This window comes from Streptomyces sp. NPDC004658 (genome assembly GCF_040609555.1).
In the GTDB taxonomy this organism is placed as follows: Bacteria; Actinomycetota; Actinomycetes; order Streptomycetales; family Streptomycetaceae; genus Streptomyces.
The window spans coordinates 1-24720 of sequence record NZ_JBEXKG010000089.1 but is presented as its reverse complement, the minus strand read 5'-3'; the positions used below and the strand labels follow the sequence as shown (position 1 = coordinate 24720).

Genomic DNA, 24720 nt, shown 5'->3' with positions numbered 1-24720 from the left:
GGAGGGGAAAGCGCCCCGGAAGGGGGCGCGGGGAACTGCGCGATCAGCCACGACGGACCCGCGGATCCACGACGGCCGATCCGGCGGGGCTACGCGCAGGCGGTGAGCGGAACCGGGTCCAGCGCGCGCACGGCCCGTACGCATCCCACCGGCTCCCCTCCCCCGAGCAGCGGCTCCCCCGCGAACTCGACGAGCAGGGCGGGGTCGACGCCCGCGCGAGCGAGCGCCGCCGCGGCGACGGGAATCCGCGCCCGGTTCGCCCCGTCGGCGATCTTCACGGCGACGGCCCGTCCGTCCGGCAGCGCGGCGACCTGCACGCCTTCGAAGCCGTCCTTGGTCAGCAGCCCCGGCACGGCCCGCATCAGCGCGGCCACGTCACGTCCCGCTCCGGAGGCCATCTCGGCGTGCTCGCGCATCGCGTCGGCGACCCGGGCCTCGGGCGTGCCGGGCGCGGCGGAGGTGATCCGGGCGAGGGCGCGGGCCAGTCCGTGCAGGGAGATGGAGAACAGCGGCGCACCGCAGCCGTCGACGGTGACGCGGGCGACGCGCTGGCCGGTCAGCTCCTCGACCGTGGCGGCGACGGCCCGCTGGAGCGGGTGCCCGGGGGCGAGGTAGTCGTCCAGGGACCAGCCGTTGAGCTTCGCGGTCCACAGCATGGCGGCGTGCTTGCCGGAGCAGTTCTGGGCGAGCCGGGAGGGCGGCCGGCCCTCGCGGACCCAGGTGTCCCGGACCGCCGGGTCGAACGGCATGTCGGGCACGTTGCGCAGGTGGTCCTCGGTGAGGCCGGCGAGTTCGAGGATGCGCCGGGTACCGGCGAGGTGGCGTTCCTCCCCGGAGTGGCTGGCGGCGGCCAGCGACAGCAGTGCGCCGTCGAGCGGCAGCCCGGCCCGCAGCATGGCCACGGCCTGGACGGGTTTGAGGGCCGAGCGCGGGTAGAAGGCCGCCTCGATGTCACCGAGCTGGAACCGGACCTGGCCGTCGGGGCCGAGGACGACGACGGAGCCGTAGTGGATGCCCTCGACGACCCCGCCGCGCACGAGGTGGGCGACGGGGGCGTGGAGGGGTTCGCGGACGACGGGCGCGTCGGCGGGGGAACTGCTGTGCATCATTGCCTGAATCATGGGGTCGGGGTCGGCCGGTCCGCGGGTCACGCGTCGGCGCCGGTGGATGTGCGGGTCATACGGGCGCGGATGGCGTACCAGCCCGCGACCAGTGCGGCGACGATCAGCGGCAGACAGAGCACGGTGGTGCGTCCGGCGCCGCCGTCGGCGTACATGAGGACCAGGACGGAGGCGAGGAAGGCCAGCGTCACGAGTTCGGTCCAGGGGGAGCCCGGCAGGCGGTAGGACGGCCGGGTCAGCTCGCCGCCGCGGGTCTTCCGCCAGAAGAGCAGGTGGCAGAGCATGATCATGCCCCAGGTGGCGAGGATGCCGATCGCCGCGAAGTTGAGGACGATCTCGAACGCGTCGGCGGGGACGACGTAGTTCAGACCCACGCCGAGGACGCAGATGCCGCTGGTGAGCAGGATCCCGCCGTACGGCACCTGGCTGCGGCTCATCCGGCCGGTGAACTTCGGGGCGGAGCCGCTCATCGCCATGGAGCGCAGGATGCGGCCGGTGGAGTACAGGCCGGAGTTCAGCGACGACATGGCGGCGGTCAGCACGACCAGGTTCATCACACCGCCGGCCGCCGGGACGCCGATGTGGGACAGGACCGTGACGAAGGGGCTCTCGCCGGCGGAGTACTTGTTCCACGGGAGCAGCATCGACAGCAGGACGACCGAGCCGACGTAGAACAGGCCCACGCGCCACATGATCGAGTTGATCGCCTTCGGCATGATCTTCTCGGGGTTCTCGGTCTCGCCGGCGGCCACGCCGACCAGTTCGACGGAGGCGTAGGCGAAGACGACGCCCTGGATGATCAGCAGCATGGGCAGCAGGCCGTTCGGGAAGACGCCGCCGTTGTCGGTGATCAGGGAGGGGCCGGGGTGGTGGCCGTCGACCGGGTGCTGGGTGACGAGCAGGAAGATGCCGATGCACATGAACACGACGAGCGCGCCGACCTTGACGATCGCGAACCAGAACTCCAGTTCGCCGAAGATCTTGACCGAGATCAGATTGACGGTCAACACGACCGCGAGGGCGATCAATGCGATCAACCATTGCGGGACGTCCGAGAACATGCCCCAGTAGTGGGTGTAGGTGGCGACCGCCGTGATGTCGGCGATACCGGTGGTCGCCCAGTTCAGGAAGTACATCCAGCCCGCGGTGTACGCGCCCTTCTCGCCCAGGAACTCCCGGGCGTACGACACGAAGGCGCCGGAGGACGGGCGGTACAGGACGAGTTCGCCGAGGGCCCGGACGACCAGGAAGGCGAAGACGCCGCAGACGGCGTACGCGATGAAGAGGGAGGGCCCGGCGTCGGCGAGCCGGCCGCCCGCGCCGAGGAAGAGGCCGGTGCCTATGGCACCGCCGATGGCGATCATGTTGACGTGCCGGTGCTTCAGACCTTTGCTGTAGCCGGCGTCTCCGGCGTCGACATGGCCGGACGAGGGGCGCGTCTCGTCTTTGAGGTGCTGCTCGCTCACGCCTCGGGTCCGCCTTCCGTAGGGGGGTCCGTCCGCTGGGGACGCACGATGTCGGTGAGGGTCGTCTCGACGCGGTCGAGGTGGTGGCTCATGGCCTCCACGGCGTCGTGCTCGGAACCGTCGGCCAGCGCCTCGACGATCGCCCGGTGCTCGCGGTTGGACTGCTCCCGGCGCCCGCCCAGCTCGTTGAGGAAGGCCGACTGGCGCGCCAGTGCGTCGCGGATCTCCTCGATGACCCGGCGGAACACCGGGTTCTGGGCGGCCTCGGCCACGGCGAGGTGGAAGAGGGTGTCCATCGCGACCCAGGCGGTGGTGTCCGTCTCCCGCTCCATGCGGTCGAGCAGGTGGGCCAGGTGGTCCAGGTTCTCCGGGGTGCGGCGCAGGGCCGCGTACCCGGCGACCGGGATCTCGATGTGGCGGCGGACTTCGAGCAGGTCGCTGGCGGCGTAGTCGCCGAAGGTGGGGTCCTCCACCGCGTTGGCGACGACGAAGGTGCCCTTGCCGGTCCGGGAGACGGTGAGGCCCATCGTCTGCAGCGCGCGCAGCGCCTCGCGGAGGACGGGCCGGGACACCTCCAGGGTGCGGCACAGCTCGGCCTCGGAGGGGAGCTTGTCGCCGACGGCGTACCGGCCGCGCTCGATGGCGTCCCGGAGGTGGGCGAGCACCGCTTCCATGGCGCTGACGCGCCGCGGAGCTGTCTGGCTGTCTGACAGGTTCACGGAGCGATCCTGCGGGGTGCGGCCGGGCACTGTCAAGGCATCCGGTAAGGAAACATTCACGGGGTGCGGCGCCTGAATGCAGGCATCCGCACCCCGTGGGTGATCAGCGGCGTTCGCCCGCCGCCGGACTCAGCTGCTGAGCGTGCCGGTGGCCAGCAGTCCGAGGAGGCCGACGCCGATGACGATCCGGTAGATCACGAAGGCGTTGAAGGAGTGCTTGGCGACGAACTTGAGCAGCCAGGCGATGGAGGCGTAGGCGACCACGAACGAGACGATCGTGCCGACGGCCAGCGGGGCGGCGCCGACCCCCGCACCGAGGGCGTCCTTCAGCTCGTACAGGCCCGCGCCGGTCAGGGCCGGGATGCCGAGGAAGAAGGACAGCCGGGTCGCGGCGACGCGGTCCAGGTCCAGGATGAGCGCGGTCGACATGGTGGCGCCGGAGCGGGAGAAGCCGGGGAAGAGCAGGGCGAGGATCTGGGAGCAGCCGACCCACATCGCGTCCTTGAAGGACGTGTCGTCCTCGCCGCGCTTGTGCCGGCCCATCTGGTCGGCGGCCCACATCACGCCCGAGCCGACGATCAGCGACCCGGCGACCACCCACAGCGAGGCGAGCGGGCCGTCGATCAGCGGCTTCGCGGCCAGGCCCACCACCACGATCGGGATGGTGGCGGCGATGACCCACCAGGCGAACTTGTAGTCGTGGTGGTAGCGCTCCTCGCGGTGGGTCAGACCGCGGAACCAGGCGGTGACGATCCGCTTGATGTCCTTGAAGAAGTACACGAGCACGGCGGCGATGGCACCGACCTGGATGACGGCGGAGAACCCGACGACGGACTTGTCGTCGACGGGGATGTCCATGAGCCCCTCGGCGATCTTCAGATGGCCGGTGGAGGACACGGGCAGGAACTCGGTCACCCCCTCGACTACTCCGAGGACGACGGCCTGACCGACGGAGATGGCGCTCATGGGATCCAGTTCTGAGGAGAGTTGGTCGACATTGCTGTAGACAGTACTTGCTGTGCCCGGCCGTACGGCAAGCGCCCGGGCCCCCAGGGCGCCGGCGAGTGAGACCCCGGTGAAAGCCGCCGCGAGCCCCGCCGTCCCGCTTGCCACGGCGTCCAGGGCAGCGTAGAGGCCCGCGCCGGCCTCGGTCAGCCACAGGGTCCCGCAGGGGAACGGGAGTACGTCGTCGGCACCCCTGCGCCACCGAGGGCTCCCGCGATGACGAGCAGCCGGTTCACAACGACTTCTTACCTCCGCTATCCGTTTTGTCCGAGGCGGGCGGGACGGCGACCTGGCATGCGGTTGCGGGAGGCGGCACCGCGGCCCTCTGTGGACGGCGTCATCGCCGCCTCCCGGTCAGCGCCCGGCGGGTGGCGGCCGAGGCCGACCACACCGCCGTGAGGGCCGCGAGGAGCGTCGCGGCGAGGTAGGCGAGTCCCAGGCCGGGACGGCCGGCGCCGACCAGCGCGCGGATGTCGACCGCGTAGGTGGAGAAGGTGGTGAAACCGCCGAGGACACCGGTGCCGAGGAACGGCCGCAGCAGGCGGTGGGCGGCCCACACCTCGGTGACGAGCACCATGAGCACGCCCATCGCCGCGCAGCCGGAGACGTTGGTCCACAAGGTCGCCCAGGGGAAGCGGCCGACGGGCACGGGCCAGGCGAGCGCGAGTGCGTAGCGGGCCACCGCGCCGAGCGCGCCACCGGCCGCCACGACCGCGACGACGGGCGCCTGCGCCCGCCACTCCGACCGCCGCCGTCGTGCGGGCCGGACGCCGCGGATCTCCGTCTCCGGATGGGTCATGCTGGTACGTCTCCTGTTCGGCCCCTGTCCCGGCGGACGATCAAGGCCGGGACCAGGGTACCGCCGCCTCAGCGGGCGGCGGGCCGGGCGCAGACCGCCACACCGGACTCCCAGAGGCTGCCCAGCACCAGGTGGTCGCCGACGGCGCACACGCTGGTGACCATGCGGAATCCGGAGTGCCCGCGGGTGAGGTGGTGGACGGTCCGGCCCCGGTCGTCGACGGCGACGACGCCGACGGTCCCGCTCGGGCGGTACGGCGCGTGGACGGCGACCCGTGCGGCGGCGCGGCGGATGGCCGGCCGGGTGCGGTGCAGCAGGTCGAGCGGGGGGAGACGGGGGCCTGCCAGGGCGACCCAGACCGGCCCGTCCGGGCCTTCGCGCCAGAGGTTGTCCGGCATGCCGGGGAGGTCGGCGAAGGGCTCGGCGTCTCCGGCGCGGGGACCGGTGAGCCGGCAGCGGGTGAGCCGGCAGGAGCCGGTCTCTGCGATCACCAGGAAGGAGCCGTCGCCGCCGAGGGCGAGCCCGTTGGCGAACTGGAGCCCCTCCAGCACGACTTCCGGTTCCCGGTCCCCGGGGGCGAGCCGGAGCAGACGTCCGGTACCGGTGTGTTCCACGATGTCGCCGATCCACCGGTCCAGGGGGTGGCGGCGGCTGGAGACGGTGAAGTACACGGTGCCGTCGGGCAGGGCGACGGCGTTGCTGCAGAAGCGGAGCCGCTCCCCCGCCACCGTGTCGGCGAGGACGCGGACGGTGCCGTCGTGCGTGCTGACGCGCAGCAGGCCCCGTTCGGCGTCGCACACCACCAGGTCGCCGTCCGGCAGGAGTTCCAGCCCGAGGGGACGGCCGCCGGTCCCGGCCAGCACCTCGGTCCGGGCCCTGCGCGGGTCGCCGGGGTGGTGGACGCGGAGGATGCGTCCGTCCGCCACTCCGGTCAGCACGCGCCCGTGCGGATCGGCGACGACGTCCTCGGGGCCGCGGGCGCGCAGGGAGACGTGGTGGAGCGGTACGAGTGCCGTGGGTCGGTGCATGCGCGGTCCCTTCCGTCGGTGCCCCTGCGGCAGCCGCCCCGTTTCGGTCCCCGTCACCAGCCCTTCTCGAACATCCGGGCCACCTCGGCGATGCGGATCTCGTCGCGCCGGTAGTGGGTGCGGCCGCGGATCCGGCGGGTGCGCAGAACTCCGAGGCGGGTGAGGAAGTCGAGGTGGGCGAGGGCGGTCCGGCGGGGCACGCCCAGCTTGGCGGCGATGGCCCGCGCGGTGACGCCGGTCTCGGCGGTGTCGCGGCGGCGCGGTGCGGGGAAGTGGGCCGACGGGTCCTTGAGCCAGTACAGGATGGTCTGCCGCATCCGGCCCGAGGGAGTCCCCATCATCCGTCCGTCCTCCCGTCCCCGCCTCCTCGTACGCAGTCTTCCCACTGTGGCGCGGGCGACGCCGCCGCGTCCGCGACTCGGCGGCCGTTGTCCGGTACCGAACGGCCGTGCGACCGACGGAGGGTCGCGTCGCCCGGGAAGACGGCGGGGCCCGGCCGCCGCGCGCGACCGGGCCCCGTCACGGAGGGCTCAGCGGTGGCCGAACCACGTCATGGAGGGCAGCGCCTTGTCGTCGTAGCCGAACAGGGCCTGGTTCTCCCAGCCGTTGCCGGACGTGGTGTCCGCCGGGTCCCAGCCGTTGCCGGTGACGGCGGTCCAGGTCGCCTCCCAGGAGAAGACGCCGAGACCGCGGCCGTTCGGGACGGCCTCCACGATGCTCGCCACGTCGTTCATCCACTTGGTCTGGCCGGCCACGGTCGCCGGGTAGCCGGGGACCAGTTCGCCGGTGGTGTCGATCTGGTTGGTGAGGGCGTCGTCGCTGTCCAGCCGGAAGGGGTAGGCCGTCTCGGCGACGAACACCGGCTTGCCGTAGCGGCCGGCCGCGTCGTCCAGGGTGCTCTGGAAGTCCGCGAGCGGGCCGTGCCAGTAGCCGTAGTACGACAGGCCGATCGCGTCGAACTTGACGCCGTTCGCGACCGCGTTGTCGAACCACCACTCGGTGCCGGCCTTGTCCCCGCCCTTGGCCAGGTGCAGCGCGACCGGGGTGGACGGGTTGACCGCCTTGACGGCGTCGTAGCCGGAGTTGATCAACCCGGCGAGCCGGCTCCAGTCGTCCGTGGATCCCTCGGACCACAGCATGCCGCCGTTGATCTCATTGCCCACCTGGACCATGTCGGCGGTGGTGCCCTGGGCCTTCAAGGCGCTCAGGACGTCGTACGTGTGCTGGTACACGTCCGTCTTCAGCTGACTGTACGTATGGCCCGTCCACGCGGCCGGCTTGTCCTGCCGGCCCGGGTCCGCCCAGCTGTCCGAGTAGTGGAAGTCCACCAGCAGCTTCATGCCCTGCGCCTTGACGCGCCGGGCCGTCGCGAGGACGTGTGCCTTGTCGTTGAAGCCGTCGGCCGGGTTCACCCAGACCTTCAGGCGCGCGTAGTTCATGCCGTACGACCCGAGGATGGACAGGGCGTCCCCCGTCGCGCCGGAACTCGTCCTGTAGACGCCGCCCTTGGCCTCGCTCTTGGCGAGGGAGGAGATGTCGGCGCCATGGATCGACGTACCCGTGCCGCCGGATGTGAAGGTGAGATCGTCCACGTTGATCCAGTTGCCGGCGTTCGCGTCACTGTTGACGCTGATGGTGCACTGGTTGCCGGTCACCTTGACCGACGTGACGATGCGGATCCACCCACTGGACGATATCGGCAGACCGGTGCGCTGTTCCGCGCTGCCGCAGTTCTTCAGCGCCAGGTACGCGGCCTTCTGGCCGCCACTGGAGCGGACCCACGCCGTCAGCGTGTAGGTCCCGTTGGCGAGCCCGGACAGGTACTGGTAGGTCTCCACCTTGTAGGCGGACGACGCGTAGTGGCTGAGGCGGTAACTCCCGCTGCGGCCACCGGACTCGGTGTACGAGGCGCCGGTGTCGCCGTACTCGGACCAGCCGGCGGGTGTGGCCGTGCCGGTGCCGTCCGACTCGAAGCCGCCGTTGGTGAGGGTGCTCGCTGCGTGGGCGGACTGGGCGGGCAGGGCGGTGAGGGCGAGCCCGGCCGCGAGCGGCGGCAGCAGGGCCCTGAGGGTGCGTCCGGGAGGGAACTTCATCGTCCGTCGTCCCTTCGACGTAATGGGGGGAGGGCGTCCTCCGGCGGGCCGGAGGAGAGCCCCTCCGCCCACGGCTCTCGTGGCACACGCGGGCGGAGGGGGGTCGGCTCAGCCGTCGAGTCGCACGACCCGGACGGCTCCCGCCGGGACCGCGAGGCGGCCCGCGGCGCGTTCGCCCGTCAGCAGTTCGGTGCCGGGCGTGTCCAGCGGCACCTTGGTGTCGCCGGCGGTGTGGTTGATGACGAAGAGGTAGGTGCCCGACTCGCCGCGGCGGCGCACGACCTCGACGTCACGGGGCAGGTCGGCGCGCGGGGCGAGGCCGGCGTCGTCGGCCGCCCAGCCGATGAGCGCGTCCAGGCCCTGGGCGTCGAGGCGGGTGGAGACGTACCAGGCGGTGCCCCGGCCGAGCCGGTGCCGGGTGACGGCGGGGCGGCCCGCGGTGAGCCCGTCGGCGTACGTCCACACGGTCTCGGCACCGCGCGGGACCACGAACTCCGTCCACATGTCCCCGGTCAGCTCGGAGCCGTCCGGGCCGGTCAGGCGGACCCGCTCGTCCTTCAGCAGCGGCGAGAACTCCTCCACCGTGAGCCCGAGGACATCGCGCAGCGCCCCCGGGTAGGCGCCCTCGTGGACGGCGTCGTGCTCGTCGACGATGCCGGAGAAGTACGACACCACGAGTGTGCCGCCGTTCTCGGCGTACTCCCGGACGTTGTTCCCGGCGGCCTCCGTCATCAGGTACAGGGCCGGCACGACGACGAGCGGGTACCGCGACAGGTCGGCCTCCGGGTGGGCGAAGTCGACGGTGAGGTGGCGGTCGTAGAGCACCTCGTAGAAGGAGTCGGCGCGCTCGCGGGCGTCCAGGTCTTCGCTGGGGCGCCAGGAGAGGTCCTGCGCCCACCAGGACTGCCAGTCCCACAGCATGGCCGCGTCGGCCTCGGTGCGGGTGCCCCGGATCTCGCCCAACGCCGCAACCGTGCGGCCGAGTTCGGTCACCTCGCGCCAGACGCGGGTGTCGGTGCCGCCGTGCGGCAGCATCGCCGAGTGGAACTTCTCGGCGCCGCGCCGGGACTGGCGCCACTGGAAGAACATCGCGCCCTCGGAGCCGCGCGCCACGTGCGCGAGGGAGTTGCGGGCCATCTGACCGGGTGCCTTGGCGGGGTTGCGGGGCTGCCAGTTGACGCCGGAGGTGGAGTGCTCCAGCAGCAGCCAGGGCGCGCCGCCGGCGACGGAGCGGGTGAGGTCGGCGGCCATCGCGAGGTTGACGTGGGTGCGGCGCCCGTCGGTGATCAGATAGTGGTCGTTGGTGACGAGGTCGACCTCGCGGCCCCACGCCCAGTAGTCCAGGGAGTCGCACTGGCTGAGCGCGGTCATGAAGTTGGTGGTGACCGGCACGCCCGGTGAGAGGCGGTGCAGGATGTCCCGCTCGGCGCGGAAGTTGTCCCGGATGGTGGCGTCGGCGAAGCGCTTGTAGTCGAGGGCCTGGCCCGGGTTGCCGACGGTCGGGGTGGCCCGGGGCGGGTTGATCTGCGCGAAGTCGGTGTAGTGCTGGCCCCAGAAGGCCGTGCCCCAGGCGTCGTTGACGGCGGCGACGGTGCCGTAGGTGTCGGCGAGCCAGCGGCGGAACAGCTCCGCGCAGGACTCGCAGTAGCAGGCCGAGACGGGGACGCCGTACTCGTTGTGGACGTGCCACAGGGCGAGCGCCGGGTGGTCGCCGTAGCGCTCGGCGAGCCGGGTGGTGATGTTCGCGGCGGCGGCGCGGTAGTCGGCGTTGCTGTGGCAGATCGCGCCGCGCGAGCCGAACTCGTAGCGCGTGCCCTCGGCGGTGACCGGCAGGGCCTCGGGGTGGGCCCGGTAGAACCAGGCGGGCGGTACCACGGTGGGTGTGCCGAGGTCGACGCGGATGCCGTTCTCGTGCAGGAGGCCGATGACCCGGTCGAGCCAGCCGAAGTCGTACTCCCCCGGCGCCGGCTCCAGCAGTGCCCAGGAGAAGATCCCGACGCTCACCATCGTGACGCCGGCCTCGCGCATCAGCGCGACGTCTTCCTGCCAGACGGACTCCGGCCACTGCTCGGGGTTGTAGTCCCCGCCGAAGGCGAGCCTGGTGAGGCCCCTGGGGCTGGTGTCCGGCATGGATGCCTCCCGGGAAATCGATCATTTGGGAACGTGCACACACATCATTGGCGGTGCGAGCCCAACATAACCGCACAGCAACAACCATTGACAAGTGTCCGGGACGTTTCTCTACTGTGAACGCTCACAGCAGCATGGCAGGGGCTTCGGAGCCAGGAGCACCCGGGTCATGTGAACGTGCACATCTGCATGGCAGGTCCCCGCAGCGGGCGGGGACCCAGGTCAGGGGAGAAACCATGCCGCACACGAAGCGCCGTCGCCTCGTGACAACCGCCCTCGCCGTGTCCCTCGGCGCCACCGCCCTCGCCGCCTGCGGTTCCGGGGACGACACCCAGGCCGAGTCGGGTCCCGTCTCGCTCACGTACTGGACGTGGACGCCCGGCATGGACAAGGTCGTGGACCTGTGGAACAAGGGGCCGGGGAAGGAGGACCGGATCACCGTCACGGTGAAGAAGCAGGCGTCCGGCGACACGCTGGTCACCAAGATCCTCACCGCGCACAAGGCGAAGAAGGCCCCCGACCTGGTGCAGGCCGAGTACCAGGCGCTGCCGACCCTGGTCAGCAACGACGCGCTGGCCGACATCTCCAAGGACGTCGGCGACGTCAAGGACAAGTTCGCCGAGGGCGTCTGGCAGCAGACCACGCTCGGCACGGACGCCGTCTACGCGGTGCCGCAGGACATCGGCCCGATGATGTTCTACTACCGCGAGGACCTCTTCAAGAGCTACGGCCTGAAGGTCCCCACCACGTGGGAGCAGTTCGCCGAGACCGCCCGCCAGTTGAAGAAGAAGGCGCCGGACAAGGACCTGACCACCTTCTCCGCCAACGACTCCGGTCTCTTCGCGGGCCTCGCCCAGCAGGCCGGCGCCAAGTGGTGGACCACCTCCGGCGACAAGTGGAAGGTCGGCATCGACGACGCCGCCACCCGCAAGGTCGCCGACTTCTGGGGCGGCCTGGTCAAGGAGGGCGTCATCGACAACCAGCCGATGTACACCCCGTCCTGGAACAAGGCACTGAACACGGGTCGGCAGATCGCCTGGGTGAGCGCCGTGTGGGCACCCGGCACGCTGACCACGGCGGCGCCCGACACCAAGGGCAAGTGGGCCATGGCCCCGCTCCCCCAGTGGTCGGCCGACCAGGACGTCACCGGCAGCTGGGGCGGCTCCTCGACGGCGGTGACCACCGACTCCGCGCACCAGGAGGCCGCCGCGAAGTTCGCGGCCTGGCTGAACACCGACCACGACGCCCTGAACGCGCTGGCGAAGGAGGGCGGCATCTACCCGGCCTCCACCTCCGCCCAGCTCAGCGGCGCCTTCTCCAATCCGCCGGCGTACTTCGACAACCAGCCGGACTTCTACACCAAGGCGGCCGGCATCGCGAAGACCACCGCGCCGTCCGCGTGGGGCCCGAACGTGAACGTCGCCTACACCTCCTTCAAGGACGCCTTCGGCGCCGCCGCCAAGAACAAGTCGGACTTCACCGCCGCCCTGCGCACGGTGCAGGACGACACGGTCGCCGACCTGAAGAAGCAGGGCTTCGAGGTCGCTCCGTGAGCGGCTCCACCAGCCGGAGGCCGTACGGGGTCAAGGGGGCCCCGTACGGCTTCCTCCTCCCGGCCACGGTCCTGTTCGCCCTCTTCTTCGCGCTGCCCATCGGCTACGCGGTCTGGCTCAGCTTCCGCAAGGTGCGCGTCTCCGGCCTCGGCCTCGGATCGGGCGCGCGCAAGGAGGTGTGGGCCGGCTTCGAGAACTACACCGGGGCCTTCCACGACGGCGAACTGCTGCACGGCGCGCTGCGCGTGCTCGGCTACGGCTGCGTCGTCGTCCCGGTGATGCTCGGCCTCGCGCTGCTGTTCGCGCTGATGCTGGACTCCGAGAAGGTGCGGCTCGCCCCGTTCACCCGGCTCGCGATCTTCCTGCCGTACGCCATCCCCGGCGTGGTGGCCGCGCTGCTGTGGGGCTTCCTGTACCTGCCGGACGTCAGCCCGTTCTCCTTCGTGCTCGACAGGCTGGGCCTGCCGCAGCCCGACCTGCTGGACGGCGGTCCGCTCTATCTCGCCCTGTCGAACATCGCGGTCTGGGGCGGCACCGGCTTCAACATGATCGTCATCTACACCTCGCTGCGGTCCATCCCGGCCGAGGTCTACGAGGCGGCGAAGCTGGACGGCGCCACCCCGTTGCAGGTGGCGCTGCGGATCAAAATCCCGATGGTGGCGCCGTCGCTGGTGCTGACCCTATTCTTCTCGATCATCGCGACGCTCCAGGTGTTCAACGAGCCGACCACCCTCAAACCGCTCACCAACTCGGTCAGCACGACCTGGAGTCCGCTGATGAAGGTGTACCAGGACGCCTTCGGCCGCAACGACATCTACTCGGCGGCGGCCGAGGCCACGCTGATCGCCGTCGTCACGCTGCTGCTGTCGTTCGGCTTCCTGCGGGCCGCGAACCGCCGGAACAAGCAGGAGGCAGCGCGATGAGCACCCTCGCCGTCCGCAAGGCGGCTCCCGCCGCCGGCACCACCCCCGGCACCGCGCAGGGGCCGCGGTCGCGCCGCCGTATCGCGCTGATCCCGACGGTCACGCTGCTGCTCGGCGCGCTCTACACCCTCCTCCCGGTCGCCTGGGTGGTGATCGCGTCGACGAAGTCCGGGCACGAACTGTTCTCCACGTTCACCTTCCTGCCCGGCACCGGCTTCGCCGGCAACCTCAAGGACCTGAACGCCTACCGGGACGGCATCTACTGGGAGTGGATGGGCAACTCGGCCCTGTACGCCGGTCTCGGCGCCCTGCTGTCCACCGCCGTCTCGGCGTGCAGCGGCTACGCGCTCGCGACCTACCGCTTCAAGGGCCGCGAGACGATGTTCAGCATCCTGCTGGCGGGCGTCCTGATGCCACCGGTGATCCTCGCGATCCCGCAGTACCTGCTGCTGGCGAAGGCCGACCTCACGGACTCCTACCTGTCCGTGCTGCTGCCGCAGATCCTCTCCCCGTACGGCGTCTACCTGGCCCGGATCTACGCGTCGGCCGCCGTGCCGGCCGACGTGGTCGAGGCCGGGCGGATGGACGGGGCGAGCGAGTGGCGGATCTTCACCCGGATCGCGCTGCCGATGATGATCCCCGGCATGGTCACGGTGTTCCTGTTCCAGTTCGTCGCGATCTGGAACAACTTCCTGCTGCCGTTCATCATGCTGAGCGACGACGAGAAGTTCCCGCTCACGCTCGGTCTGTACACGCTGCTGGAGCAGGGCTCCAACACGCCCGCGCTCTACACCCTGGTGATCACGGGCGCGTTCCTCGCGGTGCTCCCGCTGATCGCCCTCTTCCTGGTCATCCAGCGCTTCTGGAGCCTCGATCTGCTGTCCGGGGCCGTAAAGTCATGACCATGAGCAATACGGGGGGCCGGCGCAGACCGCCGACGATCCACGACGTGGCGCGCGAGGCAGGCGTCTCGCGCGGCACCGTCTCGCGTGTGCTCAACGGCGGCCACTACGTCAGCCCCGCCGCACAGGAGGCGGTCAACGCCGCCATCCGCAAGACCGGGTACGTCGTGAACCGGCACGCCCGTTCGCTGATCACGGGACGCTCCGACTCCGTGGGCTTCCTGCTGACCGAGCCGCAGGAGCGGTTCTTCGAGGACCCCAACTTCAACGTCCTGCTGCGCGGCTGCACCCAGGCGCTGGCCGCGCACGACGTCCCGCTGCTGCTGATGCTGGCGGGCACCGAGGACGAACGGCGGCGCATCACGCGGTACATCACCGCCGGGCACGTCGACGGGGTGCTGCTGGTCTCCAGCCACTCCGGCGATCCGGTCGCCGAGGAGCTGCGGGCGGCGGGCGTGCCGCTGGTGGCGTGCGGCAAGCCGATCGGGCTCGGCTCGAAGGTCAGTTACGTCGCCGCCGACGACCGGGACGGCGCCCGGGACATGGTCCGGCATCTGCTGTCGCTGGGCCGGCGCCGTATCGGGGTGGTCACCGGTCCGCTGGACACCCCGGGCGGTGTGGAGCGGCTCGCCGGGTACCGGGAGGTGCTCGCCGAGGCGGGCATCGAGGCCGACGAGCGGCTCGTCGTCTCCGGTGACTACAGCCGGGCCAGCGGTGAGGCGGGCGCGGAGCGGCTGCTGGCGCAGGCGCCGGACATGGACGCCGTGTTCGTGGCCTCCGACCTGATGGCGCAGGGTGTGCTGGCGGCCCTGCACCGGGCCGGGAAGCGGGTGCCCGAGGACATCGCCGTCGGCGGTTTCGACGACTCCCCGGCGGCGACCGCCGCCACCCCGGCGCTCACCACCATCCGGCAGCCGTGGGACCGGATCAGCAACGAGATGGTGCGGGTGCTGCTCGCCCAGATCGGCGGTGAGGACCCGGCGGCGGTGATCCTGCCGACGGAGCTGGTCAGGCGCGACTCGACGTGACGTCGGGTGCGCTCCGGCGCACCTTCTGGCAGGAGACCCGCGGCGACGCCCCGTACGCCACCGCGGCTGTCCTCGTGCCGCTGACGGTGCCGTCCAGGCACAGCTGTCCGCCCATGATCCGCAGGTCGAGCGTGAAGACCACACCGCCGGCGGACCGCCGGGGGCCGTGGATGCGCTCGTCGAGGTAACCGAGGCCGCGCAGCGCGTCCTTGACCTCGCGCGGGGTGGGATCGGGCGTCCTGCCGAGGACGTCCGTGATCCGCCGGGTGTGAGCACGGGCCGCGCACTTCTCGACACCGCTCAGCGCCACCTCCGCACGGGGGTTCACGGGGGTGCCGGTGGCGTCCGGGGCCGGCGGCCCGCCGGGAAGCGCGGGCGGGGACGTGGGCGCGGTCCGCGGCCGTCCCGGCTCTGACGGCTCGGGCGGCTCTGACGGCTCGGGCGGCTCTGACGGCTCGGGCGCGACGGTGGCCGACGCCTGGGGCACGCACGGCTCCGCGACCGAGTCGAGCAGCTCCATGAACCCGATGAACTCGGGGCCCTCGGAGGGCGGGCGGGCCGCCACGGACCGGCTGCCGGCGCCGTCCCGCCCGGCCTGTTCGCCGCCTCCTCGTTCGCTGCCGCACGCGGCCAGGAGCAACGCGCACAGGGCGAGGGGCACCGTGCGGCTGCCGACGCGACGGAGCCGGACCGATCGCCGAGCGCGGGCTGTCGTGCCGAAGAGTGGCCTCATGGAGGCAGTCTCGGGCGGATGCCGCGCACCCGCATGAGTACGGCTACTCAGGTACGGTTCCCGGGCGCCCGTACGGCATCTCCACGCGGCTGCCCCGGCCTCACCAGCCCCGTCTGGTAGGCGAGGACCACCGCCTGGGCGCGGTCGCGCAGGCCCGGCTTGGCGAAGACGCGGGCCACGTGGGACTTGACCGTGGCCTCGCTCAGGGTGAGCTCGGTGGCCAGTTCGCCGTTGGACAGTCCGCGGCCCATCAGCGTCAGGACCTCCCGCTCGCGGGGTGTGAGCGCGGCCAGGCCGGCCGGTGCGTCCGGGATGCTCCGCTCGGCCTCGGCCGCGTACCGCTCCACCAGGCGCCGGGTGATCTGCGGCGCGAGCAGGGCGTCACCGGTGCCGACGAGCCGTACGGCCGCCGCCAGGTGTTCGGGGGTGACGTCCTTGAGCAGGGAGCCGCCGGCCCCGATCGACAAGGCCGTGTACACGTACCGGGCCAGGTCGAACGTGGTCAGCATGAGTACCCGGCAGCCGGGGGCCTCGGCCAGGATGCGCCGGGTGGCCTCCAGGCCGTCCATGACCGGCATGCGGATGTCCATGAGGACGACGTCCGGCCGGAGTTCGCGGACCGCGGCGACGGCCTCGGCCCCGTCGGCGGCCTCGCCGGCCACCTCGATGCCCCGGGCGGTGAGGATCAGCCGGAAGCCGGTCCGGATCAGCGTCTGGTCGTCGGCGATCAGGACGCGGGGCGCCCGTTCGGGCGCGTCCGGGGTCACGGACGGTCCAGGGGGATGCGGGCCCGGACGCGGAAGCCGCCGCCCGGTCTTCGCCGGGCGTCCAGATCACCGCCGTAGACGGCGACCCGTTCCCGCAGGCCGAGCAGGCCGCGCCCGGTGCCCTCGGCGTGCGGCGCACGGCCGGCCGGTGCGGTGCCGGTGAGGACACTGGGGCCGGTGTTGAGGATCTCGACGCGCAGGGCGTGGTCCGGCGCAGCCGGCGGTGCTCAGCGGCGGCGAGCGGCAACGGGGCGCGGTCGCACGGGCGTTGATGAACCGGCCGGGGCTGCTGCCGGCGGACGAGCCGACCGGTGCGCTGGACAGCCGGGCCGGGGAGCAGGTGATGGACCACGTCGCCGAGGTGCTGCACAACGAGTGACGCGGCAAGCGGTCAGGATCGGAGAAGCCGCGGCGGGCTCTCCGGCCCTAGCGTGAGAGCACCGACGGGGAACCGTCGGGTCCCGCACCTCGAAGGAGTGAGCACCATGACCGCAGGCCTGCAGACGATCATCTACCCGGTGAAGGACCTGGGGCGCGCCAAGGCCCTGTTCGGCGCGCTGCTGGGTGTCGAGCCGTACGCGGACGAGCCGTACTACGTCGGTTTCAAGGCCGCCGGCCAGGACGTCGGTCTCGACCCGAACGGGCACGCCAAGGGCATGACCGGGCCGGTGCCGTACTGGCACGTGGCGGATCTGCGGGAGCGGCTTTCGGCGCTGCTGGCGGCGGGTGCCGAGCTGTTGCAGGACGCGCAGGACGTCGGCGGCGGCCGGCTGATCGCCTTCGTGAAGGACCCTGACGGCAACCTCGTGGGCCTGCTCCAGGACCCGGCGGCCTGACATCGCATGCCCCGCTGCACCAAGAACTAGTTGCACACTCAACGATTGGCCGAATCGGTGCTACCGTGCGGGTATGGCAGGCACGACGGCCGAGACCCGGCTCGAAGAACGCTGGCGGGACATCCTCGCGGTGCACGCGCGCACGATGTGCGAGATCGACCGCGCCCTGCATCCGCACGGGCTGGGCGCCAGCGACTTCGAGGTGCTGGACATCCTGGCGGCCGAGTCGCCCCGGCAGGGTGACCAGTGCCGGGTGCAGAACCTGGTCGGCCGGGTGCACCTCAGCCAGAGCGCGCTGTCCCGGCTCATCGGCCGGCTGGAGAAGGACGGCCTGGTGGAGCGCTCGGTGTGCGCGGAGGACCGGCGCGGCGTGTGGGTCGCCCTCACCCCCGAGGGCCGGGCGCTGCACGCCCGGGTGCTGCCGGTGCAGCGGGCGGTCCTGCGGCGGATGCTGGCCGGGAAGGAAGGGCGGCGGCGCGGGGCCCACGCCGGAGAACCGGCCGCCTAGAGCACCAGCTCCGTCCCGTCCGGCAGGACCTCGGCACCGTACTCGGCCACGCGCGCGCGTGCCGGCGACGCGGGGTCGAGGAGCGGGTTGGTGTTGTTGAGGTGGGTGTAGATCCGGCGCGCGCGGGGATGCCGGGCCAGGGCGGCCAGGGAGCCCTGCGGGCCGGTGACCGGCAGGTGTCCCATGGCGGCCTGCCCGGCGCCGGAGCGCACGGCCGTGCCCATCTCGTCGGCGGCGAAGAAGGTGCCGTCCAGCAGCACGCAGTCGGCCTCGGCGCACAGCCCGTCCAGAACGGGGCTCCAGGCTCCGACGCACGGCGCGTACACCAGCACTCCCCCGGTGGCCAGGTCCTCGATGCGGTACGCCGTCACCCAGGGGCCCGGGGGCGCGGACGCCCGGTCCGGTACGTACTTCGGGACCTTCGTCCCCACCGGATGGGCCGTCACCACGAGCCCGCCGGCCAGCACGAAGCCTCCGTCGGCCAGGCTGTCGGCCCACTCCCAGGGGGCGTAGCGGTCCAGCGCGGCGCGGGCGGGGGCGAGGGCGGCGCGCACCGGGGCCGCGGCATGGACCTTCAACCCCGCCGCCCCGCGCAGCTCGGTCAGACCGGTCACGTGGTCGGCCTCGGCGTCGGTGAGCAGCACTCCGCGCAGCGGGGTCTGCCGGGGTCCGGGGCCGGGCCACAGGGCCCGCGTGGCGGCGAGCTGCGTCCGCAGGTCCGGGGACGCGTTCAGCAGCCACCAGTCGCGGCCGTTGCCGGTGACGGCGGCGCACTCCTGCGTGCGGGAGGCCAGCTTGCCCTCCCGGGCCGCGGCGCACAGCGCGCAGGCGCAGTTCCACTGCGGGAAGCCGCCCCCGGCGGCGGTGCCCAGCAGGACGACCTTCACGACCATCGGCTCCTTCGCGCTCGCCCGACTCGTCCTCCGCTGGGATCTTCCCGCCGGAACGGCCGGTGACCACCGGCGACGGGGAGCACTTCCGGCCGTCCTGGACCGGTGCGCGTGGGCCCGCGCGCGGGTGCGCACCGTGTGCGGTCGCGCGCCGGGCGTCCGCGCCCGTCAGGGGCGCCGGGTCACCGGGCCAGCAGGGTGCGCACCCCCTGGGAGGTGAGGGTCAGCCCGTGCGCGGAACTGCCGTCGATGGCCAGGGAGAGGTCTCCCTCGGGCCACTGGGCGGCGAGCGCGCCGAGCGGGATCAGACGGTAGCGCGAGACGAACGGCAGCAGCTCCGCCATCTCGCCCTCCGTGGTGAACACCGGGACGACCGGGTCGCCCCCGGGCTGTTCCAGGACGGGCAGGGCCACCGTCGAGGCGTCGGCGCCCTCGCCGTCCACCGCGTCGTCCGGTACGGGGACCAGGACGTCGCTGTGGGCGAGGGTGTCCAGGGCGGCCTGGTCCTCGGCGTTCTCGGCCAGCGCGTCCAGTGCCTGCTGGGCCGGCGTGGGCTGGGCGTCGTGTGCGGGTGTCTCCATGGCTGATCCCCAGGTAGCGGCGGTCGTACGGGCCGTCCGGGCGGACTCGTGCCCGGACGGGCTCCCGCCTCGCGTACCCGGTGCGGTCCCCGGCATGCGTGGGGATCGGCGGGAGGTCCGGTGACGGGGCGGTGGACCGGGCAGCGGGTGCGGAACGACCCGGTCAGCGCCGAACGACCCGGTCAGCGCGGAACGACCGGTTCTACTGAGCCCCCCGCCCCCGCCCGACTCCGCCGGCGGCCCGCTACGACCCGCGCGGGGGCGGAGCCGTTCGTCCGGGCCGGTGCCCGCTGCCCCGTGCCCACCGCCCCCGGACCACGACGGCTTCTCCCTGTGCGACACCGGGCGCACCGGTCACGACCCGGCCCCCGCGAGCAGGTCGTCGACGGTGGTGACCCGGACCAGCGGCCGGTACAGCTCCATGATCTGCAGGGCCCTCACGTGGGAGTCGTCGTCCACGCCGGCGCAGGCGTCCGCCACGACCAGCACCTCCGCGCCGGCGTCCGCGGCGGCGAGGGCGGTGGACAGGACGCAGCAGTCGGTGCTGACGCCGGCCAGCACCAGGCGGCCGTCCGGGCCGGTGCGGGCGGCGAGTTCGGGGGTCCATTTGCCGAAGGTGGTGGCGTCCATGACGTGCTCCGCGAGGCCGGCGAAGTCGTCGGTCAGTGCCCACAGTTCGTCGTCCGGTGGCCGGCGGGCGAAGGGCCACTGGTCGTAGTAGGCGCGCCAGGCGCCGGCCGGCCGCTGAGGGGCCAGGAAGCGGGTGAAGGTGGCGCGGCCGGGGAAGGCCGGCAGCAGGGCGCGCACGCCGGCTGCCGCGTCGGCGTACCGGGGGGTGGCCCAGGGGCTCGCCGGATCGGCGAAGACGCGCTGCATGTCGATGACGGCAAGGTGTCCGGGGCTCGTGCGCGGGGCCCGGGCGCCGGGGTGTGCGGCGCTCATGGGTTGAGCACCCCGTCGTCGAGCGCCGGGCTCGGTTCCCGGGCCTCCTGGGAGCGGATCCGGGACCGGCCCAGCAGGAGCGTGCCGAGGAAGGAGAGGGCCAGGGCGACGAGGACGCCCAGGTTGGCGTAGGCCCAGGCGCCGGTCCTGCCGCCGAGGCCGAACGGCTCCAGCAGATAGCCCTGCCAGGTCAGCCAGTGCGCGGCGCTGTTGGTGACCAGGCCCCAGCCGACGGCCGTGGCGGCGACGGTGAGCACCAGCGGGCGGAGCGGGACGTCGCCGTAGCGGCCCTGCGGGCGGAACAGGTCGCCGTCGTCGTAGTCGCGGCGGCGCAGGGCCAGGTCGGCGAGCATGACACCGGCCCAGGCGGCGATGGGCACGCCAAGGGTGGTGAGGAAGCCCATGAACTGGGTGAGGAAGGTGTCAGCGAAGAACACGATGTAGATCGCGCCGGCGATCATCAGCACGCCGTCGAAGAACGCGGCCACATAGCGGGGCACCCGCAGGCCGGCGGAGAGCAGGGCCAGCCCGGACGAGTAGATGTCGAGGACGGCGCCGCCGACCAGGCCGAGGACCGCGACCAGGGCGAACGGCACCAGGAACCAGGTCGGCAGGAGCGTCGCCAGCGCGCCGATCGGGTCGGCGGCGATGGCCTTGCTCAGCTGAGCGGAGGAACCGGCCAGCAGCAGGCCGAAGACCAGCAGGACGAGCGGCGCGAGGGAAGCGCCGAAGGCGGTCCAGCCGATCACGCCCCGGCTGGAGGAGTCGCGGGGCAGATAGCGGGAGTAGTCGGCGGCGGCGTTGACCCAGCCGAGGCCGAAGCCGGTCATCATGAACACCAGCGCGCCGAGGAACTCCTGCGCCGAACCCGCCGGGACCGCGCTGACAGTGCTCCAGTGGATGTCGTCGGCGACCAGGATGACGTAGACGATCGTGAGCACGCCGGTGATCACGGTGATCCAGGTCTGCAGCCGCATGATCAGGTCGAAGCCCATGACCCCGCCGACGACGGTCAGCGCGGCCACCACCATGAGGGCGACCGCCTTGGTCTCGGTGCCGCCGCCCCAGCCCAGGCTGTCGAAGACGGTGGCGGTGGCCATCGTGGCGAGCGCGGTGAGGACGGTCTCCCAGCCGACGGTGAGCATCCAGGAGATCACGGACGGCAGCCGGTTGCCGCGCACGCCGTACGCGGCCCGGCTGAGCACCATGGTGGGGGCCGAGCCGCGCTTCCCGGCGACCGCGACGAAGCCGCAGAGCAGGAACGATACGGCGATGCCGAGTACGCCGGAGGCGAGGGCCTGCCAGAAGGAGATGTTGAAGCCGAAGGCGAAGGCGCCGTAACTGAGCCCGAGCACGGACACGTTGGCCCCGAACCAGGGCCAGAACAGGGAGCGCGGGGTGCCCCGGCGCTCCGAGTCCGCGATCACGTCGAGCCCGTGCGTCTCCAGTTGGAGGGGACGGCCGGTGGCTCCGCCGCCCAGGGGGCCGGTGGCTGCGCCGTCGAGAGGATCGTGCGGGTACGTCATCGCCGAGCCACCTGCCCTGCCTGTCCGGACGTGTTCGATCACGCTAGTCTGCCCTCACGGGCGCCGCGGCAAGCCCGGTTCGGCCGGTCAGCGGTCGGACTCCTCCTGGATCGGGGTCTTCGGCTCCTCCGGCGGGTGCGGGGAGGGTCCCGGCCTGCCGCCGTGGCGCGCCTGCCCCGCCCGTCGGCCGGCGTGGGGGACGTCGGCGTGTGCCATGCCTTGGCGTCTCCTTACGCGCCGCCGCTCTCGTCCGTGGTCTGGTCCGTGGCCTCGTTCGTGTTCTCTCCGGCGGTGTCCTCGTCGGCGGGGTCCGCTCCTTCCGCCTGTGACGGAGTGGTGCGCGGCGGCTGTTCGGCCTCGGGGGCGCCCGGCTCTCGTTCGCCCTCGGCCTGGGAAGGGGTGTTCTCGCTCATCGGATGCTCTCCGGTCCTCTCACGCGTGCGCGCTGTTCCGGGCTCCCCGGGTACCCCGTGCGACACCGGACCCCTCACCCACGGAATCCCTGAATCCGCTTCCGTCGGGTGGGTACCTGACCAGTCCGGCGCAGCATGCGGCGCCGGTCCGATGATCGTGAACCAACTCACCGCCTGGAGGAGCCATGGCGGGTATCACCCCACCTGACCTGCAGAAAGCCCTGTCGGGCGCGGATTACCCGGCCACTTCCGACCAGCTTCGGAAGGTCGCCGAGAACAACCACGCGCCCAAGGAGATCACCGAGCGGATCTCTCATCTCGGGAAGAAGAAGTTCGAGAACCCCGCCGAGGTCAGCAAGGCCGTCTTCCAGAACGAGTGACGGCGACCGGACACGGGTCCGTGGCGGCCGGAGGCTTTCGCCCCGGCCGCCACGTGATGGGGGGCGCCGCCCGCCGCTCTCCGGAGTCGTGTCGACGGTCTCCGTCACGCCACTCCCCGGCGACCCGGTCAGAAGTGACATCCCTCACAGCGGGGTCGGCCACTAAGCGGGGCGGATAGTAGACGCGGCTCCCGCGACATATGAGATTTGTCCGGCTTGCCGTGCGTGGGCGCCACGGTCCGGCCCGCGGCACGCGCACCGCTCGGCACCCCGCCGCATCGTCCGACGAGACCTCCCTTCTGACGGCCCGACAGCATTGCGCAAACGTCGCTGTTGCGAAGTCGGCATCTCTCCGGCCGTCTGACAAGAGCCGTGCCGGCCTACGAAGCCAGGTAGTAGCAACCACCCTTTGCACTCGGTGTGAAGCCGTCTTGAGAATGAGCGCTCCGCGATCACCGAGTGAGGTTGACGATGGGCCAGCACCGCAAGACCAAGCACTACCGGCGAATAGTCGTCACCGCCGCCGCCATCGGCGCCGTGGGCGTGCCATCCGTCGCCCTGGCCTGTTCCGAGTGGCCGTACGGCACGGACGACCCGGCGCAGACCACCGCGACGAGCGCACCCGTGGGGCAGTGGCAGTACGCGCCCAAAGATCACGACAGCAACGGGTACCCCACCGGCGCACCGCTGACCACCGTGCCCCAGAGCAGCGTGCCGCCCACCTCCCTGGCCACGACGCATCCGACGACCCGGCCGAGCGCGCCTTCGCACGCCTGGAAGAACAGGCCGCACAAGAAGAAGGCCGTGGCCCACAAGGTCAGGCGCACCCCCGCGCCCAGCACCCCCGCGTCCGGCGCCCCCGCCCCCGCCGCTCCCGCGGCCACCACCGCTCCCGCCACCAACGCTCCGGCTCCCGCCGCCACCACCGCGCCGAGCAGCCCGGCGCCCACCACCACGGCGTCCGGGGTCACCGCCGAGATCGTGCGCCTCGTGAACAGCGAGCGCGCCAAGGCCGGTTGCCAGCCCCTGACGCTCAACGCGACGCTCACCAAGGCCGCGCAGGCCCACAGCGACGACATGGCGGCCCACCAGAACATGTCGCACACCGGATCCGACGGCTCGTCCCCGGGCGACCGCATCACGCGGGCCGGCTACACCTGGAGCAGCTACGGCGAGAACGTCGCCTACGGCTACAGCACGGCGGAGCAGGTCATGGCGGGCTGGATGTCCAGCCCGGGCCACCGGGCCAACATCCTCAACTGCGGGTTCAAGGAGATCGGCGTCGGTCTCGCCCAGCCCGGCAGCTACTGGACCCAGGACTTCGGCACGGCCCGCTGAGGGCCGACGGCGGGGTGCCGGCAATGGCGGCACAGGGCGCGGCCGTACGACGCCCTGTTCCGCCGGCCGAGGACGCGCCGGTGACCGCCGTGGCGCACCGGTGCGGCTGGTCCTCGGCCGGCGCCTTGACCGATGTCTTGCGGCACGCCTCCGGGCACACGCCGGGCGGCGTTCCCCGCTCCTGACCGCGCCTCAGAGCTTGGCGCCGAAGGCCTGGGTCCACCACGGGCCGCCCGAACCGTCGTGGACGCCCACGCCGATGTCCTTGAACGCGCAGTTGAGGATGTTGGCGCGGTGGCCGGGGCTGTTCATCCAGGAGTCCATCACCGCCTGCGGGGTCTGCTGGCCCTTCGCGATGTTCTCGCCGTACGTGGACCAGCGGTAGCCCGCCGCGGTGATGCGCTCGCCGGGGCCGGCGCCGTCCGGGTCGGTGTGGTCGAAGAAGCCGCGGGCGGCCATGTCGTCGGAGTGGCCCTGGGCGGCCTTGTCCAGCTGCGGGTCCTCGGTGACCGGGCCGCATCCCGCCGCCGCGCGCTCCTTGTTCACGAGCGCGACCACCTGGGCCACCGTGCCGGTGGGCGCGGGCTGTGCCCGCGGGGTACGGGAGGCGCGGGGGGTCGTGGGCGCGGCCGGCTGGGCCCGCGGGGTGGTGCTCCTCCGCGCGGGGCGGGGGCTCTTGGTGACGCCCGGCTTCCTCTTCGTGGGAGACGGGGACGGCGACGCGGACGCCGAGGGCGACGCGGAGGTCTCGACGGCGCTCGGTTCAGCGAGGTCCACGACGGGGGCGCCGGGGGTCCGCGCTGCGGTCGCCTCGCTGGTGTCCGCCGGTCCGGAGCCGGTACCGAAGTACCAGAGGCCGCCGCCGGCCACGCAGGCCGCCACCACGGCGCCCCCGACGGCCCGGCGCCGGATCCGCCGCCGCCGTCGCCGTGCCTCGCCGCGCCCGCTCGGACGACGGCGGGCGGCCCGCAGACCGACGGGGTCACCGGAGCGGCTTGCGCCGGGTCCGGCGGCGGCGTCCGGCTCGGCGGCGTGCACC

General features: G+C 72.4%; 27 protein-coding genes and 2 pseudogenes. 10 read left to right on the top strand and 19 right to left on the bottom strand.

Going from position 1 to position 24720, the window contains the following annotated elements; translation table 11 throughout:
- Positions 1–89: 89 nt before the first annotated feature.
- The 9 genes from ABZV94_RS26290 to ABZV94_RS26250 form a co-directional block, all read right to left on the bottom strand.
- Positions 90–1106 carry an asparaginase gene (locus tag ABZV94_RS26290; protein ID WP_356344355.1) on the bottom strand — a complete coding sequence of 339 codons (1017 nt, stop codon included), beginning with the start codon at positions 1104–1106 and terminating at the stop codon, positions 90–92.
- 41 nt (positions 1107–1147) lie between these two features.
- Entirely contained in the window at positions 1148–2587 is a 1440-nt protein-coding gene (locus ABZV94_RS26285; RefSeq protein ID WP_356344341.1) for an amino acid permease, read from the bottom strand.
- The gene (locus tag ABZV94_RS26280) at positions 2584–3261 is read right to left on the bottom strand and encodes a FadR/GntR family transcriptional regulator (RefSeq protein ID WP_356344353.1); all 678 of its coding nucleotides are present in this window, start codon (positions 3259–3261) and stop codon (positions 2584–2586) included. The genes ABZV94_RS26285 and ABZV94_RS26280 overlap by 4 nt, the downstream gene beginning before the upstream one ends.
- Before the next feature lie 174 nt (positions 3262–3435).
- Positions 3436–4272 carry an undecaprenyl-diphosphate phosphatase gene (locus ABZV94_RS26275; RefSeq protein ID WP_356344340.1) on the bottom strand — a complete coding sequence of 279 codons (837 nt, stop codon included), beginning with the start codon at positions 4270–4272 and terminating at the stop codon, positions 3436–3438.
- A 376-nt stretch (positions 4273–4648) separates the two neighbouring features.
- Positions 4649–5110: a CrcB family protein gene (locus ABZV94_RS26270; RefSeq protein ID WP_356344338.1), complete on the bottom strand. Its 462-nt coding sequence runs from the start codon at positions 5108–5110 to the stop codon at positions 4649–4651.
- A gap of 68 nt (positions 5111–5178) precedes the next feature.
- The gene (locus tag ABZV94_RS26265) at positions 5179–6138 is read right to left on the bottom strand and encodes an SMP-30/gluconolactonase/LRE family protein (protein WP_356344335.1); all 960 of its coding nucleotides are present in this window, start codon (positions 6136–6138) and stop codon (positions 5179–5181) included.
- Positions 6139–6191: 53 nt separating this feature from the next.
- Entirely contained in the window at positions 6192–6479 is a 288-nt protein-coding gene (locus ABZV94_RS26260; protein ID WP_356344333.1) for a helix-turn-helix domain-containing protein, read from the bottom strand.
- A gap of 189 nt (positions 6480–6668) precedes the next feature.
- On the bottom strand, positions 6669–8231 hold the full coding sequence (locus ABZV94_RS26255; protein ID WP_356344331.1) for a glycosyl hydrolase 53 family protein: 1563 nt from the start codon (positions 8229–8231) through the stop codon (positions 6669–6671).
- Positions 8232–8339: 108 nt separating this feature from the next.
- Entirely contained in the window at positions 8340–10361 is a 2022-nt protein-coding gene (locus ABZV94_RS26250; RefSeq protein ID WP_356344328.1) for a beta-galactosidase, read from the bottom strand.
- Between the two features lie 236 nt (positions 10362–10597).
- Here ABZV94_RS26250 and ABZV94_RS26245 point away from each other — a divergent pair, with 236 nt between their 5' ends.
- From ABZV94_RS26245 to ABZV94_RS26230, 4 genes are read left to right on the top strand one after another with little or no spacing between them, the layout of a single operon-like run.
- Complete coding sequence (locus ABZV94_RS26245; RefSeq protein WP_356344325.1) at positions 10598–11914, top strand: extracellular solute-binding protein; 1317 nt, start codon at positions 10598–10600, stop codon at positions 11912–11914.
- A complete protein-coding gene (locus ABZV94_RS26240; RefSeq protein WP_356344323.1) occupies positions 11911–12837 on the top strand; it encodes a sugar ABC transporter permease in 927 nt (308 codons plus the stop codon). The genes ABZV94_RS26245 and ABZV94_RS26240 overlap by 4 nt, the downstream gene beginning before the upstream one ends.
- Entirely contained in the window at positions 12834–13739 is a 906-nt protein-coding gene (locus tag ABZV94_RS26235) for a carbohydrate ABC transporter permease (RefSeq protein WP_356344321.1), read from the top strand. The genes ABZV94_RS26240 and ABZV94_RS26235 overlap by 4 nt, the downstream gene beginning before the upstream one ends.
- Positions 13736–14767 (top strand): LacI family DNA-binding transcriptional regulator, encoded by a 1032-nt coding sequence (locus ABZV94_RS26230; protein ID WP_356344319.1) that lies wholly within the window; start codon positions 13736–13738, stop codon positions 14765–14767. The genes ABZV94_RS26235 and ABZV94_RS26230 overlap by 4 nt, the downstream gene beginning before the upstream one ends.
- Here the strand turns inward: ABZV94_RS26230 and ABZV94_RS26225 are convergent.
- Genes ABZV94_RS26225 through ABZV94_RS26215 form a run of 3 tightly spaced genes read right to left on the bottom strand, consistent with a single transcriptional unit; the run spans position 14748 to position 16467 of the window.
- Positions 14748–15500 (bottom strand): hypothetical protein, encoded by a 753-nt coding sequence (locus ABZV94_RS26225; RefSeq protein ID WP_356344317.1) that lies wholly within the window; start codon positions 15498–15500, stop codon positions 14748–14750. The genes ABZV94_RS26230 and ABZV94_RS26225 overlap by 20 nt on opposite strands.
- 47 nt (positions 15501–15547) lie before the next feature.
- Positions 15548–16267 (bottom strand): response regulator transcription factor, encoded by a 720-nt coding sequence (locus ABZV94_RS26220; RefSeq protein ID WP_356344314.1) that lies wholly within the window; start codon positions 16265–16267, stop codon positions 15548–15550.
- Positions 16264–16467: an ATP-binding protein gene (locus ABZV94_RS26215; RefSeq protein ID WP_356344350.1), complete on the bottom strand. Its 204-nt coding sequence runs from the start codon at positions 16465–16467 to the stop codon at positions 16264–16266. Before ABZV94_RS26215 ends, ABZV94_RS26220 begins: the two co-directional genes overlap by 4 nt.
- A 26-nt stretch (positions 16468–16493) precedes the next feature.
- Here ABZV94_RS26215 and ABZV94_RS26210 point away from each other — a divergent pair.
- From ABZV94_RS26210 to ABZV94_RS26200, 3 genes and pseudogenes are all read left to right on the top strand, one after another.
- Positions 16494–16616: pseudogene (locus ABZV94_RS26210) on the top strand (ATP-binding cassette domain-containing protein); the annotation flags it as partial.
- Between the two features lie 136 nt (positions 16617–16752).
- Entirely contained in the window at positions 16753–17103 is a 351-nt protein-coding gene (locus tag ABZV94_RS26205) for a VOC family protein (protein ID WP_356344312.1), read from the top strand.
- A gap of 73 nt (positions 17104–17176) precedes the next feature.
- Entirely contained in the window at positions 17177–17611 is a 435-nt protein-coding gene (locus tag ABZV94_RS26200) for a MarR family transcriptional regulator (RefSeq protein WP_356344310.1), read from the top strand.
- Here ABZV94_RS26200 and pqqB read toward each other — a convergent pair.
- The 6 genes from pqqB to ABZV94_RS26170 all read right to left on the bottom strand — a co-directional run bounded on the left by pqqB (position 17608) and on the right by ABZV94_RS26170 (position 21963).
- A complete protein-coding gene (gene pqqB, locus ABZV94_RS26195; protein WP_356344309.1) occupies positions 17608–18504 on the bottom strand; it encodes a pyrroloquinoline quinone biosynthesis protein PqqB in 897 nt (298 codons plus the stop codon). The genes ABZV94_RS26200 and pqqB overlap by 4 nt on opposite strands.
- Before the next feature lie 179 nt (positions 18505–18683).
- Positions 18684–19082: an SseB family protein gene (locus tag ABZV94_RS26190; protein ID WP_103816097.1), complete on the bottom strand. Its 399-nt coding sequence runs from the start codon at positions 19080–19082 to the stop codon at positions 18684–18686.
- A gap of 354 nt (positions 19083–19436) precedes the next feature.
- On the bottom strand, positions 19437–20024 hold the full coding sequence (locus tag ABZV94_RS26185; RefSeq protein ID WP_356344306.1) for an isochorismatase family protein: 588 nt from the start codon (positions 20022–20024) through the stop codon (positions 19437–19439).
- On the bottom strand, positions 20021–21550 hold the full coding sequence (locus tag ABZV94_RS26180; RefSeq protein WP_356344303.1) for a cytosine permease: 1530 nt from the start codon (positions 21548–21550) through the stop codon (positions 20021–20023). The genes ABZV94_RS26185 and ABZV94_RS26180 overlap by 4 nt, the downstream gene beginning before the upstream one ends.
- Positions 21551–21637: 87 nt before the next feature.
- Positions 21638–21766: a hypothetical protein gene (locus ABZV94_RS26175; protein WP_356344301.1), complete on the bottom strand. Its 129-nt coding sequence runs from the start codon at positions 21764–21766 to the stop codon at positions 21638–21640.
- Between the two features lie 14 nt (positions 21767–21780).
- Positions 21781–21963, bottom strand: a complete 183-nt coding sequence (locus tag ABZV94_RS26170; protein ID WP_356344298.1) for a hypothetical protein — start codon at positions 21961–21963, stop codon at positions 21781–21783.
- Positions 21964–22148: 185 nt separating this feature from the next.
- Here ABZV94_RS26170 and ABZV94_RS26165 point away from each other — a divergent pair, with 185 nt between their 5' ends.
- The 3 genes and pseudogenes from ABZV94_RS26165 to ABZV94_RS26155 form a co-directional block, all read left to right on the top strand.
- Positions 22149–22343: a DUF2795 domain-containing protein gene (locus ABZV94_RS26165; protein ID WP_014670942.1), complete on the top strand. Its 195-nt coding sequence runs from the start codon at positions 22149–22151 to the stop codon at positions 22341–22343.
- A gap of 471 nt (positions 22344–22814) precedes the next feature.
- Positions 22815–23681: a CAP domain-containing protein gene (locus ABZV94_RS26160; RefSeq protein ID WP_356344296.1), complete on the top strand. Its 867-nt coding sequence runs from the start codon at positions 22815–22817 to the stop codon at positions 23679–23681.
- Between the two features lie 65 nt (positions 23682–23746).
- Positions 23747–23866, top strand: a pseudogene (locus tag ABZV94_RS26155) (AraC family transcriptional regulator); the annotation flags it as partial.
- A 7-nt stretch (positions 23867–23873) separates the two neighbouring features.
- Here ABZV94_RS26155 and ABZV94_RS26150 read toward each other — a convergent pair.
- On the bottom strand, positions 23874–24720 hold an 847-nt coding region (locus tag ABZV94_RS26150; protein ID WP_356344293.1), incomplete at its 5' end, for a CAP domain-containing protein.